Annotated in this window: 19 protein-coding genes; 6 read left to right on the plus strand and 13 right to left on the minus strand. The window is 70.8% G+C overall.

Annotation, left to right across the window (positions count from 1 at the left end; all coding sequences use genetic code 11):
• Positions 1-101: 101 nt before the first annotated feature.
• The 8 genes from VGD70_RS00110 to VGD70_RS00145 form a co-directional block, all read right to left on the minus strand.
• The gene (locus tag VGD70_RS00110; RefSeq protein ID WP_331076786.1) at positions 102-776 is read right to left on the minus strand and encodes a hypothetical protein; all 675 of its coding nucleotides are present in this window, start codon (positions 774-776) and stop codon (positions 102-104) included.
• 48 nt (positions 777-824) lie between these two features.
• The gene (locus VGD70_RS00115) at positions 825-1,286 is read right to left on the minus strand and encodes a helix-turn-helix transcriptional regulator (RefSeq protein WP_331076788.1); all 462 of its coding nucleotides are present in this window, start codon (positions 1,284-1,286) and stop codon (positions 825-827) included.
• A 175-nt stretch (positions 1,287-1,461) separates the two neighbouring features.
• On the minus strand, positions 1,462-1,980 hold the full coding sequence (locus VGD70_RS00120) for a CinA family protein (RefSeq protein ID WP_331076790.1): 519 nt from the start codon (positions 1,978-1,980) through the stop codon (positions 1,462-1,464).
• Positions 1,973-2,575: a CDP-diacylglycerol--glycerol-3-phosphate 3-phosphatidyltransferase gene (pgsA, locus tag VGD70_RS00125; protein WP_331076792.1), complete on the minus strand. Its 603-nt coding sequence runs from the start codon at positions 2,573-2,575 to the stop codon at positions 1,973-1,975. Before pgsA ends, VGD70_RS00120 begins: the two co-directional genes overlap by 8 nt.
• 70 nt (positions 2,576-2,645) lie before the next feature.
• Positions 2,646-4,115 (minus strand): 30S ribosomal protein S12 methylthiotransferase RimO, encoded by a 1,470-nt coding sequence (gene rimO / locus VGD70_RS00130; RefSeq protein ID WP_331076794.1) that lies wholly within the window; start codon positions 4,113-4,115, stop codon positions 2,646-2,648.
• A 54-nt stretch (positions 4,116-4,169) separates the two neighbouring features.
• Positions 4,170-5,012, minus strand: coding sequence for a dioxygenase (locus VGD70_RS00135; RefSeq protein WP_331076796.1), 843 nt, complete (start codon positions 5,010-5,012; stop codon positions 4,170-4,172).
• Positions 5,009-6,025 carry a maleylacetate reductase gene (locus tag VGD70_RS00140; RefSeq protein WP_331076798.1) on the minus strand — a complete coding sequence of 339 codons (1,017 nt, stop codon included), beginning with the start codon at positions 6,023-6,025 and terminating at the stop codon, positions 5,009-5,011. The genes VGD70_RS00135 and VGD70_RS00140 overlap by 4 nt, the downstream gene beginning before the upstream one ends.
• The gene (locus tag VGD70_RS00145; RefSeq protein WP_331076800.1) at positions 6,022-6,183 is read right to left on the minus strand and encodes a hypothetical protein; all 162 of its coding nucleotides are present in this window, start codon (positions 6,181-6,183) and stop codon (positions 6,022-6,024) included. The genes VGD70_RS00140 and VGD70_RS00145 overlap by 4 nt, the downstream gene beginning before the upstream one ends.
• 39 nt (positions 6,184-6,222) lie before the next feature.
• On the opposite strand from VGD70_RS00145, the gene VGD70_RS00150 reads away from it, so the two are divergent.
• Both VGD70_RS00150 and VGD70_RS00155 read left to right on the plus strand, forming a co-directional pair.
• On the plus strand, positions 6,223-6,726 hold the full coding sequence (locus VGD70_RS00150; RefSeq protein WP_331076802.1) for an amino-acid N-acetyltransferase: 504 nt from the start codon (positions 6,223-6,225) through the stop codon (positions 6,724-6,726).
• Between the two features lie 125 nt (positions 6,727-6,851).
• The gene (locus VGD70_RS00155) at positions 6,852-7,301 is read left to right on the plus strand and encodes a phospholipase (RefSeq protein ID WP_414637861.1); all 450 of its coding nucleotides are present in this window, start codon (positions 6,852-6,854) and stop codon (positions 7,299-7,301) included.
• 102 nt (positions 7,302-7,403) lie between these two features.
• Here VGD70_RS00155 and VGD70_RS00160 read toward each other — a convergent pair whose 3' ends face one another.
• Positions 7,404-8,540, minus strand: coding sequence for a lipase family protein (locus VGD70_RS00160; RefSeq protein WP_331076804.1), 1,137 nt, complete (start codon positions 8,538-8,540; stop codon positions 7,404-7,406).
• A 96-nt stretch (positions 8,541-8,636) separates the two neighbouring features.
• Here VGD70_RS00160 and VGD70_RS00165 point away from each other — a divergent pair, with 96 nt between their 5' ends.
• Complete coding sequence (locus VGD70_RS00165) at positions 8,637-9,581, plus strand: carcinine hydrolase/isopenicillin-N N-acyltransferase family protein (RefSeq protein ID WP_331076806.1); 945 nt, start codon at positions 8,637-8,639, stop codon at positions 9,579-9,581.
• Positions 9,582-9,630: 49 nt separating this feature from the next.
• On the opposite strand, the gene VGD70_RS00170 is transcribed toward VGD70_RS00165, so the two are convergent.
• The 4 genes from VGD70_RS00170 to VGD70_RS00185 form a co-directional block, all read right to left on the minus strand.
• The gene (locus tag VGD70_RS00170) at positions 9,631-10,269 is read right to left on the minus strand and encodes a GPR1/FUN34/YaaH family transporter (RefSeq protein ID WP_331076808.1); all 639 of its coding nucleotides are present in this window, start codon (positions 10,267-10,269) and stop codon (positions 9,631-9,633) included.
• A gap of 132 nt (positions 10,270-10,401) precedes the next feature.
• Positions 10,402-10,971, minus strand: coding sequence for an RloB family protein (locus VGD70_RS00175; protein ID WP_331076810.1), 570 nt, complete (start codon positions 10,969-10,971; stop codon positions 10,402-10,404).
• Positions 10,968-12,305 (minus strand): ATP-binding protein, encoded by a 1,338-nt coding sequence (locus VGD70_RS00180; RefSeq protein WP_331076812.1) that lies wholly within the window; start codon positions 12,303-12,305, stop codon positions 10,968-10,970. Before VGD70_RS00180 ends, VGD70_RS00175 begins: the two co-directional genes overlap by 4 nt.
• Before the next feature lie 107 nt (positions 12,306-12,412).
• Positions 12,413-14,938: an FtsK/SpoIIIE family DNA translocase gene (locus VGD70_RS00185; protein ID WP_414637862.1), complete on the minus strand. Its 2,526-nt coding sequence runs from the start codon at positions 14,936-14,938 to the stop codon at positions 12,413-12,415.
• 90 nt (positions 14,939-15,028) lie between these two features.
• Here VGD70_RS00185 and VGD70_RS00190 point away from each other — a divergent pair, with 90 nt between their 5' ends.
• The 3 genes from VGD70_RS00190 (at position 15,029) to VGD70_RS00200 (ending at position 18,542) form a co-directional block, all read left to right on the plus strand.
• Entirely contained in the window at positions 15,029-15,862 is an 834-nt protein-coding gene (locus VGD70_RS00190; RefSeq protein ID WP_331076814.1) for a lysophospholipid acyltransferase family protein, read from the plus strand.
• A gap of 106 nt (positions 15,863-15,968) precedes the next feature.
• Complete coding sequence (locus VGD70_RS00195; RefSeq protein ID WP_331076816.1) at positions 15,969-17,360, plus strand: hypothetical protein; 1,392 nt, start codon at positions 15,969-15,971, stop codon at positions 17,358-17,360.
• 192 nt (positions 17,361-17,552) lie between these two features.
• Positions 17,553-18,542 carry an EamA family transporter gene (locus VGD70_RS00200; RefSeq protein WP_331076818.1) on the plus strand — a complete coding sequence of 330 codons (990 nt, stop codon included), beginning with the start codon at positions 17,553-17,555 and terminating at the stop codon, positions 18,540-18,542.
• Positions 18,543-18,732: the final 190 nt, after the last annotated feature.

Below are 18,732 nucleotides of genomic sequence, written 5' to 3' on the forward strand. Positions count from 1 at the left end.
AGTTGGTATGGCAACGCCCCGTCATCGCTTCGGGTTCCATCGTGTCAGGTCCGTGGGCGTCCTCACCACTGGACCCGGCCGAAATCAGGTACCAATCAGGGTTAGCCCTGACCGCTCGGACGGATCTCAGGGTTGGCCGCCTGACGCACCTCCACCAGACCTTCTCGCAGGGCATCGAGCCTACTCGTGAGCTGGGCCGCGGCGTCGTCGTTCGTGGTCATCGGGGTCGCGGTGCCGGCGATCAGCTCGGCCAGCTCGTCCCTGGCCTGCTCGAACTCGGTGACCGTGGCCTGCATCTTCGCCAGCAGCGCGTCGCGTGCGTCACGCTGGCGCTCAGCTGCGGCGATGCGGGCGGAGACGGCGTCGCGGGAGCGGGCGAGGTCGGCCGCGGCGGGGCGGCCGGCGGCCTCGGCGAGCGCGGTCGAGAGGGCCTCGCGCTCGTCCTCCAGGGACGGCACGGGGATGCCGGCGAGCGCGTGGTCCAGCTCGGCGACCTGGCCGGCGGTGAGCCGCAGCTCGGCGACGACCTCGGTGGCGTCGGTGGAGATGCCGTGCAGGGCGGCGTTCTCGCCGAGGGTGGTGCCGAGCTCGCGGAGCACCCGCTCGCCCCGGGACACCCACACCTGCGCGGGGCTGCCCATGATCGGGCGCCGGCCACCGGTCGGCACGTCCTCGACGACCTGCCGGCGGGTGCTGCGGATCATCAGCGGCACGGCCACCACCGCCGCGATGCCGATCACGACAAGGATGGTGACGAGCACGGTGGTGAGCAGCACGACCTCCGATTTCCGAGCCGGAAACCGAAGTCTAGAACGAACGGACGATCAGGCGGCGTACACCGCGCCCATCCGGCGACCTCCGATGGAGGCCTCCATGCGGTGGCTCAGCACCGGCTGGATGCGCAGGTCGGCGAGGTTGTCACCGACCACCGCGGGCACCAGGCGACCGCCCTCGACATGTTCGACGGCCGCACGCGCGGGCCCGTCGGGCGCGCCGGCGTCGGCCCGCTCGGGCCGCTTGGCCGGCTCGGGCACCGTGTTCTCCACGGAGTCCAGGGCCCCCATGTCACTGGCCACGTGGTGCATCAGCTGGGACAGCGGCAGCTCCAACGCGTCGCAGATGGCGGCCAGCAGCTCGCTGGACGCCTCCTTGCGACCGCGCTCGACCTCGGAGAGGTAGCCAAGGCTGACCCTGGCCGCCCGGGAGACCTCGCGCAGCGTCCGACGCTGGTTGGTGCGAGCATGACGGAGCCGGTCACCGATCGCCTCACGCAACAGCACGGTCATCGCGCGCCTCCCTCCAAAGATCATCGGCCCGACTGGACGGTCGAGCACAGTGTCAACGTTACCGAGACGGCGCGATCATCGGCAGCGACATCACCTTGCGTACGCCACAAGCGAACGACCGAACACGCTCCGGTGTTCCCGAACCTACGGCCCGCGCCTGGAGCCTCGGTAGAGCTCAGCCCCCCGCCGGCTCCTCGAACCGGGCGTTGAGCAGGTCGAACGCGGCGCGCACGGCACCCGACCGGACCTGGTGGCGGTTGCCGTCGATCCCGATGGTCCGCACGATCGTGTGACCCGCGCCCGACACGGCGAGGTGCACGACGCCGGGCTCGGTCCCATCCTGTGGATCGGGTCCGGCCACCCCGGTGAGCCCGATGCCCCAGGTCGAGCCGCACGCGACCCGCGCCCCATCGGCCAGCTGCTCGGCGATCAGCGGGTGCACCGGGCCGTGCTCGGCCAGTGCCGCCGGGTCCACGCCGGCCAGCTGGGCCTTGAGCGGTGTCGCGTAGACGACCACGCCGCCGCGCACCACCGCGCTGGACCCGGGGACGCTGGTGAGCGCCGCGACGACCAGCCCGCCGGTGAGCGACTCGGCGGTGGCCACGGTCTCGGCGCGCTCGCGCAGGGTGGCCACCAGCTTCGTGAGCTCGTCGTGGTCGAGGCCGAGCGCGTCGGCGAGGGGGTTCCTAGCCACGGGCCCGCAGGCGCAGGGCGCGGAACACGTAGTCCACGCCGGTGCCGACGGTGAGCACGAGCGCGATGCCCATCGCGACCCACAGGACCGGGTCGCACCACGCCGGCAGCGGGAGCAGGAACAGCTCGATCGCGATGATCTGCATGATCGTCTTGGCCTTGCCGCCATAGCTCGCCGCGATGACTCCGTACCGGATAACCCAGAATCGCAGCAGGGTAATCCCGACCTCGCGCACCGCGATCGTCAGCGTGACCCACCACGGCAGCTCGCCCAGGATGGACAGGCCGAAGAGCGCCGCACCGGTCAGCGCCTTGTCCGCGATGGGGTCGATGACCTTGCCGAAATCGGTGACCAGGCCGAACTTGCGGGCGAGCCAGCCGTCGACGTGGTCGGTGATCGACGCGACGGCGAACACGAGCGCGGCGGTGAGCCGCCAGCCGGTCGAGCCCTCGACGGCGAACAGCGCCAGCAGGAACACCGGCACGAGCACCAGCCGGGACACCGTGAGGATGTTCGCGACGTTGAGCAGCGGCACGTGGACCGCGGCCACGCCGACGACCGGCTCCGGCGGACCGCCATCCGCCGGTACGGTCACGACGTCCCCTCGCGGGCTCGCCGACGCCCCTCGCGGTCGCCCCGGGTCGATGACTCGCTCGCACGCTCGCTCATCGCGGCGCGCTCTCCCGACCGGCGGCCTCCACCGGCTCGACGATCTCCACCGGCGCCACGAGCTCGACCGGCTCGACGACCAGGTCCACGCCCTCGGCGCCGACCACCTTGCCCCGCACGAGATCACCGACCTCGTAGCCGTCCCCCGTGAGCAGGCACTCGCCGTCGACCTCGGGTCCCTGGTGCGCGGCCCGGCCGGCGCAGTCCCAGCCGTCATCCGCGCCCACCCGCTCGACGAGCACGAGCACCTCGTCGCCGACGCGGTCCTCGGCGCGCTGCGAGGTGAGCTGCTCGACCAGCCCGGACACCCGGGTGACGCGCTCGGCGACCTCGGCCGGGTCGAGCTTGCCGGGCAGGTTCTCGGCCTCGGTGCCGTCCTCGTCGGAGTAGCCGAACACGCCGACGACGTCGAGCCGCGCCTCGGTGAGGAAGTGCTCGAGCTCGGCCAGCTCGGCCTCGGTCTCGCCGGGGAAGCCGACGATGACGTTGCTGCGGATGCCGGCGTCGGGCGCGTACGCGCGGATCTGGTCGACGAGCGCGAGGAAGGACTCGGTGCCGCCGAACCGGCGCATCCGGCGCAGCACCGTGGAGCTGGCGTGCTGGAAGGACATGTCGAAGTAGTCGGCGACGCCCTCGGTGCTGGCGATCGCGCGCAGCAGGCCGGGCCGGGTCTCGGCGGGCTGGAGGTAGGACACCCGCACCCGGTCGATGCCGGCGATGGCGGCCAGCTGCGGGAGCAGGCGCTCGAGCGCGTCCGGGCCGCCGTGCTCGCGGCCGAGGTCCTTGCCGTAGGAGGTCGAGTTCTCGCTGACCAGGAACAGCTCGCGGACGCCCTGGCTCGCGAGCCACTCGGCCTCCGCCGTGATCTCGGCGGGCGGGCGGGAGACGAACGCGCCGCGGAAGGACGGGATGGCGCAGAACGAGCACCGCCGGTCACACCCGGAGGCGATCTTGAGCGCGGCGACCGGGGCGTCGTCGAGGCGCTTGCGCAGCACCCGCGGCCCCCAGCCGTGGCCGGGCACGGCGAGGTCGCTCTGCGGTCGCTGCACGGGGCTGATCGGCAGGAGCGTGCGGCGGTCGGTCGGCTGGTGGGAGGCGATCTGCCGGCCGGCGACGACGTCGTCCAGCCGTGCGCCGAGGTTCGGGTAATGGTCGAAGCCGAGGACGGCGGCCGCCTCGGGCAGGCTCTCGGCGAGCTCGGCGCCGTACCGCTGCGCCATGCACCCGACGGCGACGACCTTGGCACCGGTCTCGGCCGCCTCGAGCAACGCGTCGACCGAGTCCTTCTTGGCGGACTCGACGAACCCACACGTGTTCACGACGATGACGTCGGCCCCGTCCCCGGCGTCGCTGACCTCCCAGCCGCCATCGGCGAGGCGGCCGGCGAGTTCCTCGGAGTCGACCTCGTTGCGGGCGCACCCGAGGGTGAGCAGGGCGGCACGGCGCGAAGGTGGCGGAGCAGACACGGCTCTCAGGGTAACCGGCGATGCGGACGCCAAGCGCATGCCAGCGGAAACGGGCTACTCCGCCGCCAGCACGATGTCGAACTCCGCGGTGTGGAAGGGGGTGTCGACCTCGCGGCCGTCGGGCGCGGGGCCGGGCTCGTGCCGGGGGAAGTCGATGATCAGCGATCGCTGTACGCCGAACACCGCGTCCGAGTCGAGATGGGGGCTGTCGGCCGGGAAGACATGGGTGATCAACGTCCGGTGGCCCGGCGCGCTGACCTTGAAGTGCACGTGCGCCGGCCGCATCGGGCCGCGGCCGGCCGCCGCCAGGAGCTCGCCCACCGGGCCGTCGGCCGGGATCGGGTACGGCTCGGGGTGGACGGTCCAGAACGCGTAGCGGCCCTCGGCGTCCGCGTGGAGGCGGGCGCGGCCGCGCATCGTCTCCAGGTCCGGGTACTGCACGTCGTAGCGGCCGTCCTCGTCGGACTGCCAGATCTCCAGCAGCGCGCCCGGCAGCGGCGCGCCCGCGGCCGAGTGGACGGTCCCGCGGAGGTGACACGGCGTGCCGGGGGCGCCCGCCGAGATGTCGTCGCCCATGGCGTACTCCGGGGCGTCCTCGACGAAGAACGGGCCGAGCACCGTCGACTCCGTCGCCACGCCGTCGGCCGGGTGGTTCAGCCCGATCACCGCCATCGACGCGCCGAGCACGTCCGACAGCAGGACGAACTCCTGCCGCTTCTCGTCGCTGAGCCGACCGGTCCGGGTGAGGAAGTCGACCGCCGCGGCCCACTCCCCCTCGGTCGGCCGCACGTCGGCGAGGAACGCGTGCAGGTGCCGGACCAGGCTCTCCGCGATCTCCCGCAACCGCGGGTCCTTGGCGCCGGCGAAGCTCGCGACCACCTGCTCGACCAGACTCACAAGTCCTCCCACGTGCCCTCGAAGGCCTTCCCCAGCAGCTCCCGCAACTCGGCCCCGGTCCGTTCCCGGACCCGGCGCGCGGCGTCGTCGAGATCCTCGGCGCGCATGCCGATGTCCCGCAGCGCGGTCGGCGCCGCCAGGCGCTCGGCCAGCGCGCGCAGGCCGGTGGCCGCGTGGGTCGCGCCGAGCGCGTCGCCGACGCCGGCCAGCGCCTCGGGCGCGCTCGCCTCGACGTGGGCGGTGACGTAAGGCAGCAGCACGGCATGCGTCGGCGCGTGGGGCAGGTCGTAGGCGCCACCCAAGATGTGACAGATCGTGTGATGCAGACCCGATCCGGTGACGGCGAACGCCGCGCCGGCGAGGTACGCGCCGAACAGCGCCTCCTCGCGGTCCTCCTCGTCGACGGCCAGCGGCAGACCGGCGGCGAGCGCCCGGACGGCCTCGCGCGCGACGATCATCGTCACCGGGTCGACGCCGGGCGCGTAGTGCGCCTCGACGGCGTGCGCGAGCGCGTTCATCCCACTCGCCGCGGTGATCGCCGCCGGCAGCCCGACGGTCAGCGACGGGTCGTAGACCACCGTGCGCGGCAGGACGTGCGGCGACCGCCCGGTGCGCTTCTCGCCGTCCTCCGTCCGCCCCCACACCGGCGTCATCTCCGAGCCGGCGTACGTCGTGGGCACGGCGACGATCGGCAGCCGCCGCTCCAGGGCCACGGCCTTCGCGGTGCCGACGCTCGACCCGCCGCCGACGCACAGCAGGAGGTCGGCATCCGCCGCGGCCTCCACCGCCGCGGCGGCGACGGCGGCCGGCACGTGCTCGCGCACGCCGGTGAACACGCCCGCCACCCCCAGCGGCGCGGCCAGCTCGCGGGCCAGCGGCTCGCCCCGCGGCGTCGTGATCACCAGCACCCGCGCGCCGCCGAGCGCCGAGACCTCCCGGCCGAGCGCGGACCGCGCGACCCCGGCGCCGAACACCACCCGCCCGGGCAACGAGTCCCGCGTGAAGGCCCTCACGGGACCACGCCCTGGCCGTACCCGTCACTGATCGACCCCGGCGCCAGCGCCCAGCCCAGTTCCCGCACCTTCGCGACGATAGCCGCGAGTCGGGCCGGGCCGGTGACCGTCGCCGGGGTCAGCCACGCGGACGGGCGGCCGGGTGTCGATGCGCACACGACCCGCACCGATTCAGCGCGGGCATTAGGTTGGCTTGCGTGAGTAGTGACTCCGTCGTGGTCCGTCGCGCCCGGATCGGCGACGTGCGGTCCGTCAAGTCGATCATCGACACGTATGCCGGCAAGGTCCTGCTGGCCAAGGAGCTCGTCACGCTCTACGAGGACGTGCAGGAGTTCTGGGTGGCCGAGCGGGAGGACGAGCTCGTCGGTTGCGGTGCCCTGCACGTGCTGTGGGAGGACATCGCCGAGATCCGCACCATCGCGGTGCTGCCGCACGCCCTGCGGCTGGGGGCCGGCGGGCTGCTCGTCGAGCGGCTCGTCGCGCAGGCCCGCGAGCTGGGGCTCGCCCGGGTGTTCGTGCTGACCTTCGAGACCGAGTTCTTCGCGCGGTACGGGTTCGTCGAGATCGACGGCACCCCGGTGAGCCCGGAGGTCTACGAGGAGATGCGCCGCTCGGCCGACGAGGGGGTCGCGGAGTTCCTCGATCTTCCCTACGTCAAGCCGAACACCTTCGGCAACGTGCGCATGCTGCTCGAGCTGTAACCAGACTTTCGATACCCAGCATTAGCCCGTTAGGGGGTTTCCTGTTCATGGTCTCCCGGGCGTAATTGATCAGGGCACGCGGCGCGCGTGCCCGCTCAGTTCCGCCTGACAGAGGGAGACCATCCGTGGCCACGTCAACCCTGCGTCGTGCCGCCCGGGCAACCATCACCGCGATCGCGGTCACCATCGCCATGCTCGCCGGCACCCTGACCGCACAGGCAGCGCTCGACTCCGGTCAGCTCCGCCAGACGACCGACCAGTACCTGTTCAGCACGAGCCTGGCCAGCTTCCAGACCCTGCGGGCCCAGCAGCCCTACCGCGACCAGCTCGACTGGAGCTCCGACGGCTGCTCGAACTCGCCGGACAACCCGTTCGGCTTCAACCTCGTCAAGGCGTGCTACCGGCACGACTTCGGCTACCGCAACTACAAGCGGCAGAGCCGGTTCACCGAGGCCAACAGGCTCCACATCGACAACAACTTCAAGACCGACATGTACAAGGTCTGCAACGGCAACTGGGCGTGCAACCGGTTCGCCGACGTCTACTACGCGGCCGTCCGCCAGTTCGGCGGCTGACCGTTCGGAGTCGACGCGGGGCACGCCGGTTCGCCGGCGTGCCCCGTTCTCGTCGCCGCCCGGATCCCGCTCCCGCGGCCGTTGCGGCGAGACGCACCGTGGTCAGCAGTTCCCGGTCGTCGCCCTGCCCGCCAGGCGGTCGGCCACCCAGCCGGTGACCGCGGGGCTCATCAGCGCGGCCGTCGTGAAGTGGGCGCCGGTGTCCGTGCGCCAGAACGTCACGTTGCCGCCGCCCGCGCACCATGCCGCGCGCAGGTCCACGCTCACCTGCACGGGCAGGATCTCGTCGCCGTTGGAGTGGTACAGCAGCACCGGCGCGCGCGGGGTGGTGCCGCCGAGGTTCTGCTCGTTCACCCGGGCCGTCCACTCAGGACGGTTGAGCACGTCCTCGGTGGTGTAGTCGGCCATCGAGTGGCCGGCGTACTTCGACAGCTCGTCGGTGCAGTCGTCGCGGATGTCGGCGAACGCGGCGCGCCCCTGGTCGTTGAGGTACGGCGCGAGCTGGAGGTCGGGGTAGGCCACGTCGAGGCCGAAGCCGGCGGCCATCACCAGCCCGACATTGGCGCCGCCGTCATTGTGGTCGGCGACCACGCGCAGGTTGGCCGGCGGCGCGCCGACCGCGTACGCGGCGATGTTGAGGTCCGGCGCGTAGCTCGGCGCCAGCTGCGCGGCCCAGCCGGAGCCCTGCCCACCCTGGGAGTAGCCGACGATCGCGACCTTCGTCCCGGCGGACAGCCCGGTGCCGGGCAGCCGCAGCGCCGCGCGGACCACGTCGAGCGTGGCGTTGCCCTCGGCCCGGCCGGCGATGTAGGTGTGGTCGCCTGGCGTGCCGACGCCCTCGTAGTCGGTGACCGCGACGGCGTACCCGCGGGTGGCGTACTGGTGGATCAGCAGGCCCTCGGTCTCGTCGCCGGCCTCGAGATGGCGCGACGGCGCGCACTGGTCGCCCAGGCCGTGCGTGCCGGGCGCGTAGCCGACGACCGGGGTGTTCGCGTTGGCGCCCAGGGGCACGATCACCGTGCCGCTGACCGTGATCGGGGTGCCGGTGGCCGACGTCGACCGGTAGGTGATCGACCACGTTCTGGCGTAGAGGAAGCCCGGCGCGTTGATGGCCCGGGCGGTGACGACGTCGCCCGGTGCCGCCGCGGGTGCCACCGGCGCCGCGGCCGCCGGGGCGGCTGGGACGGCGAGCGACATCGCGGCAAGCAGGATCCCGGACAGCATTCGGCGGACGGACATGACGCTCCTTTGCGCTCCGCACCGTGGTTTAGACCACCATTACGGTAACGGTCCGATCACCAGCGGTAAAGGCTCGCCGTTTCCTAGGATGTGGGCATGAGACGCGTGGCGGTGGCGGTCGTGGTGGGGGCTGTGGTGGGCACGCTGGCGCTGGCGGGCTGCCAGTCCGAGGCGGCGCCGGCGCCACCACCGGCCGGCTGGGCGGGCCGCGACAGCTCGCTCGCCACGCTGGAGCGGCTCGACGACCATCCACTGTGGACAATGCGGTACGCGGGCGGCTACGACCGGCTCAAGGACGTCGCCACTCCCCCGCCGGCCACGCCGTTCGGCTGCTCGCTGTTCGCCGCCAACGGCCTGTTCGCGCGCAACTTCGACTGGGACCCGAACCCGGCGATGCTGCTGTTCACCGAGCCGCCGGACGGTTACGCGTCGGTGTCGATGGTGGACCTGTCCTACCTCGGCGTCACGGATCCGGCCGCCGACGGGGCCCGGCTCGCGGACGCGCCGCTGCTGCCGTTCGACGGTCTCAACGCCAAGGGCCTGGCGATCGGCCTCGCCGCGGTGCCGGACGCGCAGGCGGGCTCGCGGCCCGGGCGGCCGACGGTGGGCGGCGTGCGGATCATCCGGCTGGTGCTGGACCAGGCCGCCACCGTCGAGGAGGCCGTGGCGATCTTCGAGGAGCACAACGTCGACTTCGCGGGTGGCCCGCCGCTGCACTACCTGGTCGCGGACGCGACGGGGAGGTCCGTGGTGGTCGAGTTCGTCGACGGCAAGGTGTCCGCGCTGCCGACGCGGACGGCGGTGAACTTCACGATGGCCGGGTCGGACGAGGCGTCGCGCCAGGCGGACAGCCGCTACCGCACGGCGAACGGCGGCCTGGGCGGGGCGCGGGACTGGCGGGGTGCGCTGGACCTGCTGGGTGAGGTCGTGCAGGGCCACACGCAGTGGTCGGTGGTGTACGGGCTCGAGTCGGGCGAGGTGCACGTGGCGACGGACAAGAAGTTCGACCGGGTGCACGAGTTCTCGCTGACGATGGGCTGACACCACGGCCGGGCGCGTTCGCCGCGCCCGGCCGTGGGGGTCCTTGGGGTCAGCCGATCAGCGGCGGGCCGAGTGGGAGCGCGGCGCCGCCGGTGGCCACGGAGGCGGAGCTGAAGAAGAGGTAGACCCCGACCGCGGCGAACGCGAGGACGACGATCCCGGCGATCTGCAGCACCGAGGCCGAGGCCTGCACCGTGCCGATGAGGACGAGGACGAGCGCCACCTCGATGAGCGCGAACAGCAGTGTGTAGGTCACCGGCAGGCGCAGGGTCGCGAGCGTGAGCATGCCGACGATGACGAGCCAGGAGATGAGGAAGACGGCCTGCGTGTCGACGGCGGCCGCGGCGTCGATGGCGAACCAGTTGTGCGTGAGGCCGAGCACGAGGAGCGCGTAGCTGAGCCAGAACCCGGCGAAGGCGCCGAAGACCCCGGCGACCGCACTCTGCGCCACCGCGGCCGCCCACCCGGCGGCGATGAGCAGCCCGACCCCGGTGGCCGCGATGATGACGGCGAGCGAGGCCCCGACCGCGGACGCCGGCACGTAGCCGACGAGCACGAGCCCGAGCGCGACGGACCCGACGATGAAGCTGGGCAGCCCGATCATGGCGGGGTCGGCCGCGGGCGCGGCGGTGGTGGTGGCGTGGGAGTGGGCGTGGACGTCTTCCGCTGTGGCGTCGAGCGTGGTCATGGGCGGGCTCCCTCACGGGTTACCGGATGTGCCAACGGTGTCGCGGCAGCACACACCCGGTTTACCTGCTGGACACACGGCAGCCGGTCTCAAACTGAGACACCCGACCTGCCCATCGCGGCGGCGAGCGACTCAGATGACCTCTTTCACCAGCGCCCACACGCCGGTGGAGGGGTTGCGCTCGTGCTCGGCGCCGACGGTCGTGCACCTGCTCCGACCACGTTCCAACGCCTCGTCGACACCCTGGGCGAAGTCCGCAAAGCGAAGACGGCCCTTGTCGTAGTGCGGAACGTGTCTCGCCAATCGACGATGGACGTCGTCGTAGCAGGTCAACGGCGCCGAGCACAGCTCGAAGTGGAGCAGTAGCCAATACTCGAAGCAGGGGTTCGAGATCGCGAGACGCACGTCTTCCCGTTGCGCCAGTCTTGTGGCCCGCGACAGATCGAACTCATCCACGTCCACGACGCACCAGACCTGATCGCACTCGACGACCGCCCGCTTCCGAGCAGCGAAGCGAACCAGGGACTCGGGATCGAGACCTTTCCGTTCCATGATCACCTTGACTGCCGGGTTTCGTCGTTCCTTCTTCAAACCCCGAAAGTAGCTCGGCTCGGTGACCTCGCCACCGCACACGACGAGAATCTGTGACCGTTCTTCACGGGCGGCCGGGCGACGAGAACGTCTGTTTTCATGTTTGATCATCGAGCGCGTACGGCATTCAGGAAATCGTCATCGTCCAGGACCGGGACCGCGCCGTAGCTCCCGCCGAGGTACCTGCGCTCGATGTTCTGGTCCTTGCGGGGTTTGAAGTCGGTCAGCGGGTAGATCTCGGTCGCGCCGGCGGTGTCCTTCTGTACGAACCAGACCTGGTCGCGATCCAGCACGTCGTTGCCGATCATCGTGCCCAGCAGGCTGGTGTCGTGTGTCGTGAAGATCAGCTGCGCGTTGCTGTGGTTGGTCTCGCGATCCCGGAACAGCCGCACCAGCTGGGCGGTGAGAAGCGGATGCAAGCTGGTGTCGATCTCGTCGACCGCGATGACCGCGCCTTGGTCGAGCACGTCCAGCACTGTGGGGAGCAGCTCCAACCAGGAGCGTGTCCCGTCGGACTCCTCGCCGAGCGAGAACAGCTCGTCCTCGACCCCGTGTACGAACCAGAGCTCAGCGCGCGGCTCAGCGGCTCGACGCAGGAGGCGCTCGCGCTCGTATCGAAGGTCGGACAGCTCGGTAGCCCGACCTTCCTGTCCCCCGGACTCGCCGTCGGCCTTGAGCAGATCGGTCAACTCAGCGATTTTGGCCTCGATGGTGGCGACACTCCGCAGCAGGCGCCGATCGCTGGTTTCCTCGACGCGAACATCCGTAATTCCGACATCCGCCGCAGCCAACAAGGAGAGCAACCGACCTAGGTTCTCCGGCCTTTTCGAGATGAAATCTCGAATCCGGTCCGGAAGCCTGAAACCCGAGCCCACAGCCGACCTACGGATTCGCAGACCCTGCCGGAACCATCGATATACCGGAGTGAGGGGCGCCAAGTTGAGCCTGGCCGCCGCGCTCAGAAACAACGAGTTCGGCCGGGTGAGCTCCTCCAGCATCTCCAGCTTCGGCCTGAGGTCGCCCAGGGTGGTGCCGAACCTTATCTCTCGGCGCTCCCGGCGGAAGAGCATTCTCCTGCGTTTTTCTGGGTAAGAATACAACCATTCTTCGAGCACTTCGCTGTCGTCGACGGCGAAGCCGTAGGTGTAGGGCACACCTTCGACCACCAGTTCGGCCGCAAAGACAGAAGGGTGCTCTCGACCATCGGTACTCAACCGGAACGGCTGCCGCGGGATGCCTTCGACGTCCCACCTGGCGAAGGACTGCAACACGGCCGAACGCATGAAGCCAAGCCCGTCGATCACGTTGGTCTTGCCGGAGGCGTTGGCGCCATAGATGGCCGTGACCGGCACGACCGAACGCTCCCCGGGGGCGGCGGGCATCAGCAGGAGCTCTTGCTCGTCGGCGATCGACCGGTGGTTGGCAAGTCTGAAGCTGCGGAGCATGCTGACCCCCTTCCAGGACCACCTTCACACCATTCTGTACCAGTAAACCGCACAGAACCGGTTGAAGCTCGTCCCAGCGAGGTTTCACTCCGGGCACAACCAGCTAGCTAGTCCTGGTCGTCGTCGGGCTCGTCGGGGATCGGGCCGCCGCCGCGGATCAGGTACAGGACCGAGTCCAGCTCGTCCGGCTTGATCAGCACGTCGCGGGCCTTCGAGCCTTCCGACGGGCCCACCACGCCGCGGCTCTCCAGCAGGTCCATCAGCCGGCCGGCCTTCGCGAAGCCCACGCGGAGCTTGCGTTGCAGCATCGACGTCGAGCCGAACTGCGACGTCACCACCAGCTCGGCCGCCTGGAGCAGAACATCGAGGTCGTCGCCGATGTCCTCCTCTATCTCGCGCTTCTCGCTCGCCTTCGCGGCCGTCACGCCGTCGGTGTACTCCGGCTGCGCCTGCTCCTTGACGAACGAGACCATCGCGTTGATCTCTTCGTCGGTGATGAACGCGCCCTGGACCCGGACCGGCTTCGACGCACCCATCGGCAGGTACAGCCCGTCGCCCATGCCGATCAGCTTCTCCGCGCCCGGCTGGTCCAGGATGACCCGCGAGTCCGTCAGCGACGACGTCGCGAACGCCAGCCGGGACGGCACGTTGGTCTTGATCAGGCCCGTCACCACGTCCACCGACGGGCGCTGGGTCGCCAGCACGAGGTGGATGCCGGCCGCCCGCGCCTTCTGGGTGATCCGCACGATCGCGTCCTCGACGTCGCGCGGCGCGGTCATCATCAGGTCCGCCAGCTCGTCGACGATCGCGAGGATGTACGGGTACGGCCGGTACTCGCGCTCGGAGCCCGGCGGCGCGCTGATCTCCCCGGAGCGCACCTTCTTGTTGAAGTCGTCGACGTGCCGGACCCGGTTGGCCTGCATGTCCTGGTAGCGCTGCTCCATCTCCTCGACCAGCCAGGTCAGCGCGGCCGCGGCCTTCTTCGGCTGCGTGATGATCGGCGTGATCAGGTGCGGGATGCCCTCGTACGGCGTCAGCTCGACCATCTTCGGGTCGATCAGGATCATCCGGACCTCGTCCGGCGTGGCCCGCGCGAGCAGCGACACCAGCATCGAGTTGACGAAGCTCGACTTGCCGGAACCGGTGGACCCCGCGCACAGCAGGTGCGGCATCTTCGCCAGGTTCGCGGTGACCATGTGGCCCTCGATGTCCTTGCCGAGGCCGATCACCATCGGGTGCGTGTCCTTGACCGCCGTGCTCGACCGCAGCACGTCGCCCAGCCGCACCATCTCGCGGTCGCTGTTCGGCACCTCGATGCCCACCGCGGACTTGCCCGGGATCGGCGCGAGCAGCCGCACGTTGTCGGTGGCGACGGCGTACGCGATGTTCTTGGGCAGCGCGGGGATCTTCTCGACCTTCACGCCGGGGCCGAGCTCGACCTCGTAGCGGGTGACGGTCGGGCCTCGGGTGAAGCCGGTGACCTGCGCGTCGATCGCGAACTGGTCCAGGACGCCGGTGATCGCCTCGATCATCGTGTCGTTGGCCCGGCTGCGGGCCTTGGGCGCGTCGCCGGCGGCGAGGATGTTCGGGTCGGGCAGCGTGTAGTCGCCGTCGACGACCCGGGTGAGCGTGAGCTGGGTGGCCTCCTTGGCCTGCGGGGTCTCCTTGACCTGCGCGGACCGCGGCCGCTTGCGGGCGGGCGGCGCCGCGGGCGCGTCGGGCTCCGGCGGCGGGGGCACGTCGAGGCCGGCGCCGGTCTCGACGACCGGCTCGGCCATGGTGGCCTGGCGGCGGCGCGACGGGCGGCGCAGCTTCGGCTCGGCCGGCGGCGCCTCCTCCACGCCGGGCAGCTCGAGGCCGTCGTCGTCGTCGTACTCGTCGGCGTCCTCCGGGTCCATGCCCAGCTCGCGCAGCCGGGTGGGGATGTCGCGGAAGCGGGTGCCGGTGAACACCAGCACGCCGAAACCCAGCACCAGCACCAGGAGCGGGAGCGCGACCCACGCGGTGACGCCCTTGGCGAGCATGCCGCCGGAGACGTAGCCGAGCGCGCCGCCCGCGTACATCCGGCCGTCGTTGTTCTCGGGCAGGTCGCTGAAGATGTGCAGGATGCCGAGGAACGCCATGACGAACAGCAGCGTGCCGATGACCAGCCGCGGCCGCTTCTCCGGCTGCGGGTCCGACCGCATCAGCGCGATGCCGATGACCAGCAGCGTCAGCGGCAGCGCCATGGCGGCGGCCCCGACGACCGACCGCGCGCCGATCTCCAGGTAGTGCCCGACCGGGCCGGCGGCGTGCCACCAGACGCCGGCCCCCGCGATGACGCCGACCGCGACCAGCCCGAACGCCAGGCCGTCGCGGCGGTGCGCGGGCTCGAGGTCCTTGGTGCGGCCCATGGTCCTGGCCAGGCCGCCGACGCCTTTCGCCAGCAAGGTCCACCCGCCACGCAGGCCGCGGCCGATCGCCCGGCTGAGGCCGCCTTTGCGACGGGCGGGCAAGCGGCGGGCGGGCTGGCGGCGGGCCGGCCGGCGGGCTGACGTCTTGCGCCGGGCGGGTGTTTTCGCGGACGACCGGGAGCTGCCCCCACGGGTACTGCGGCCCTTGGAGGTCTTAGAGGCTGCTGTCCGGTTCGCCATACTCCACACGGTAGTCGGCTTTCACCACATGAGTCACTTCTGCCACACGTGACACCAGCCCGCTTATCCGGCGTTTGCACGGTCCGTGCCATGCTCCGCACCATGGTCGCGCTGTTCCGCCGCACAACCGAGCCGACACGCCGTGCCGCCGCGTTCTCGCCCGCCTGGCGGCTCATGACGCTGGTCGATCGTGGTTTCGTCCGGCTGGTCGGGAAGCTGGAGATCACCGGCGAGTTCCCGGCCGAGATGCGGGACCAGCCCGGTCTCATCGCGGCGAACCACATCGGCATGTTCGACCCGTTCGTCCTCACCGCGGCGCTGCGCAAAAGCGGGGTGAACCCACGGTTCCTGCTGACAGGCGGCTTGCTGGACGTGCCGGTGGTCGGCTGGGGCCTGAGGCAGGGCGGCAGCATCCGCGTCGACCGGGGCAAAAGTAACGTCGTCGAGGCCTTCCACCGCACGACGGAGGCCCTGCGCTCGGCGTCCGGTCCGGTGCTGGTCTACCCGGAGGGCCGGGTGAGCCGCGAGCCGGGCCTGTGGCCGGAGCGCGGGAAGACCGGTGTCGCGCGGATGGCGCTGGACGCGAAGGTGCCGGTGATGACGATCAGCCAGTGGGGCGCGCACGAGGCGGTGTACTGGGGCACCGAGCGCGTGACCGGCTGGCGGGACCTCGTGCCCCTGCTGATGTCGTGGTTGCGTGCGATCCGCGACCGGCCGGTGTTCCAGGTGCACTTCGGCCCGGTGGTGGAGCTGTCGGACCTGTCGGCGAGCACCCCCGGCGACGCGGTGCGCGCACACGCCCGCATCATGCAGGCGATCACGGACGGCGTGGTGCCGTTGCGCGCCGATGAGCCGGACGTGCCCGCGTTCCACGACCCCACGCGGCCGACGGACAGCCACAGCCCCTGGCGCCCGAAGAGCTGAGGAATGTAGCCGTGGCCTGGGCTTTCGGGCGCATTCGCTGCACGTGTGGTGGAACCGCCCTAGGCTTTCGCGCGTCACAACGGCAACTTGCTCAAGGGGGCGTGTCGTGGGATTCGTAGACCAGTTGGACCAGACGATCGAGAAGATCATCGACGAAGCGATCGACTTCTACATGGACGCGCAGGGCTGGTTCCGCGTGGGCGACGGCGACTTCCACCACACCACTGACATCGCCTGGCAGGTCACGGCGCCGGGCAAGTCGGCGCGGACCACCGGCGGCCAGGTCACCAAGGACGGCGTGCCCGCCGAGTGGGGCTTCGACTACGGTGCCGGCACCAACGCGGGCTCGCTCGTCTACGGCCACTTCGAGCAGACCATCCGCGACGTCTTCTCCTGGTGGCGCTCGATTCCCACGCCGGCGGACTTCGACCAGTACCTCAACTACCTCCGCGACGCCGCCTGGTACATCTCGCTGACCAGCCAGAGCGACAAGGTCAGCGATGTCGGCAACGCCGAGCTGACCGCCGTCGACTTCCTGCAGAAGAAGATCGGCGGTGACGACATGGGCGGGCTCATGATCCTCACCTTCGACCAGAACTTCTGCACCCCGTTGCCGACGGTGATCCACGGCCAGTACGCCGTCACCCTGCTCGCTGGCGCCACGCTGTGCGGCGAGAAGGAGATCTGGGTCAAGGCGGAGCAGGACATCCTCGCGATCGCCGACAAGATGCACGCGGCGATGAAGGACCGTGGGTCGGCCGGCGCCGTGGACCTCGGCACCATCACCGCGCTGGTCAACATCGCCGCGGTGTTCCCGACCCCGGCGAAGCCGATCCTCGCCGGCGCCGGAGCGGTGCTCTCCTCGCTGGACTCGCTGCTCAAGGCCGGCGACGCGCCCAGCAAGCCGTCGGTCGAGTTCGCCGCCGACAGGCCGGACGGGGTCATCACGAAGACCAACGAGGCGCTGAAGAAGCTGGCGGAGACGATCAGGGGACGCGAAGACGAGATCGCGCACAAGATCAAGGACGCGATCAACACGGTCACCAGCCGTGCCGGGTCCTTCGACATGCCGAAACCGACGGTGCTCGACGAGACGCAGATCGACGGGATGAAGGTCGACCTGGGCGACCTGAACTTCCTCGCCACCGACACGTTGCCCAAGATCGAGAAGCAGCTCAACCTGGCGTCGGACTACGTCTCCTACGGCGGCGGGTGCTCCGATACGTGGTACCGGCCGATGGACATCGGCGTGTCCGACACGGTGTACGGCCCGTATGACACGTGGGCCGAGCTGGCCTCGCTGGCCGAGGGCCTCACGACCGACCTCGCCTGGGAGGTCAAGGAGAGCGCGGCCCACCTGGCGATCGCGGCCGAGCAGACCGGGCGGACCGAGGCCGAGATCGAGGCGTCCATGAAGCGGCACGCCGAGGGACTCGGCGGCGGCAGCGGAGTCGACCCGATCGGCGACGCCAGCAAGTGGGTCAAGGAGAACCCCTGATCCCGCCGAAAGTCGTGACCCGGACGGTCGACCCGGCACGCGGGACACAGACGCGCGGGACACAACGAGATGCACCCCAGGTGATCTTCTGATGTCCGGGAATTGACGAGCGGTTTCCCCGCCCAGTAGGCCCGACGCACGCGGCGATTTTGCGTCGCGCGGCCCGGGGTGGATGACCTAGCGTGGGTCCACGTGACTGTCGAAACCACTACGCGGGTTACGTCGCCGCCCACCCGCACCGGGCGCGGCACCGTGCTGATCATCCTGGCCTCGGTCTGCTCCGCCACCTCGGGTCCGCTCGCGAAGCCGGCGATGGACGCCGGCCTCAGCCCGCAGCAGGTGACGAGCTTCCGCATCGGGCTGGCCGCGCTCGTCCTGCTCGCCGTGGTCGCGGTCACCAGGCCCGCACTGCTCCGCGTTCGCCGGTCCGACTGGAAGCTCCTCGCCGGCTACGGGCTCGTCGGCGTCGCGGGCGTCCAGGTCCTGTACTTCGCCGCCGTGGCACGGATTCCGATCGGCATCGCCATGCTGCTCGAGTTCACCGCACCGATCCTCGTCGCCCTCTGGGTGCGGTTCGTGCGGCGGACCGTCCTGCCGGCGCGGATGTGGGTCGGCACCGTGCTCGCCATGGTCGGCCTCGCGATGGTCGCCCAGGTCTGGCAGGGACTGCGGCTCGACGCGATCGGCCTGCTCGCCGGCGTCGGCGCGGCGCTCTGCGCGGCGGCGTTCTTCATCTCCGGCGAACGGCTCGCCGCGCAGATCGCGCCGCTGGGACTCGTCACCTGGGGCATGATCGTCGGCGCCGTCCTGATCTTCGTCCTCGCGCCGCCGTGGACGATCCCCCTCGACATCCTCCGCGACGGCACCGACTTCGGCGGCTGGCACGTTCCTGTGTGGACACTCCTGGTGGCCTGCGCGATGATCAGCACCGCCCTGGCCTACCTGCTGTCGATCAGCGCACTGCGCGACCTGCCGGCCAACGTCGTCAGCGTCCTCGGCCTCGTCGAGCCCATCGTCGCGACGGCGCTGGCCTGGCTCCTGCTCGGCCAGGCGCTCACCGCGGTGCAGGTGACGGGCGCGGTGGTCCTGCTCGCCGGCGCGACGGTGGTGCAGCTCGCGGCCAAGGCGCCGGTGGTCGCGGATCTCCCCCTGGCGAACCAGCCGGTTCACCCGGCGGGTTGACGACGTGAGGACCGTCACGCCGGGAGACTGGGAGCCGATACATCAGACAACCCAGCTCGTGAGTAGGTGACCGGCCATGAACACGCCAACCCGGCGAGAGCAACGCAAGGCACGACGCGCCCTGCTGCGTCAGATCTTCACGGTCGGCTGCGCCCTACTGCTCGCCGCGGCCGCCCAGCGCTGACACGAA

It is taken from the genome of Actinophytocola sp. (genome assembly GCF_036402745.1).
Lineage (GTDB): Bacteria > Actinomycetota > Actinomycetes > Mycobacteriales > Pseudonocardiaceae > Actinophytocola.